We start from the raw sequence: 822 nt of genomic DNA on the forward strand, positions 1-822 counted from the left end.
TTCTTAATTGGCTTTTGGAGGGGACGGCAAATTGGAAGCGTGAGGGTTTAATAGCCCCTGCTGATATTCTTGACGCTACTGACGAGTATCGTGGTGAAATGGACGTTATAGGAAATTTTATTAAGGAGCGGTGCGTAAAGGACGGCGGTATTACGATTCGGATTAGGGATTTGTACAGGGCTTATGCCGATTGGTGCGAGGAAAATAAGGAACACGCCGTAAGCGAAAGGTTTTTTACTATGAGGCTTAAAGAAATGGGTTTTGTGCAGGGCAGGACGGCGGAAATGCGGTTTTGGACGGGGATTGGGCTAATGAAATAAGAAAGAAAAAAGAAAAGAGAAAAAAGCCACAGGATTTTGTCGGTGATAAGGGCAAGCCTGTGGTTTTTTATTTTTAAATAGGGACGCTAATAATTATTTTTTTACAAAGTTTTTAAGTACCTCGCTATGACCGCGGCGCGGACGGCGGGATAAATCCCGCCTCATTTTTTCATCTTGTTAAGCTGTACGGCGCCGGAACGTGTAGCATTTTTCATCTACACCCTGCGGGTGCGGTTATCGGTTCCCCCGTGCGCCCCTTTAATTGGGTAAACAAACAGGTGAATAATCGACGTTTTTTGACAGAAAAAAAATTTGCTATTAACAAAATATGGCATTTTTTGGGGGCGCACGCTCCCCCCTGTAAAAAAAATCCCTTGCCGCATAAAAGAAAAAAAATGCTAAATAAAGATAAAATTGCCCTGTTATTAGGGATATTGACGGAATTCAATGTCATAAATGACTGTGATTTTGTCAGAAAATTTGTCTCTTTTTTTTCATCATA

Annotated in this window: 1 protein-coding gene; it reads left to right on the top strand. The window is 41.6% G+C overall.

The window, feature by feature from the left end:
* Positions 1–320 (top strand): primase-like DNA-binding domain-containing protein (locus tag ACYVRH_RS13685; RefSeq protein ID WP_461257442.1); only part of this gene is annotated, 320 nt, incomplete at its 5' end.
* Positions 321–822 lie beyond the last annotated feature (502 nt).

The organism is Treponema sp. R80B11-R83G3 (genome assembly GCF_054786115.1).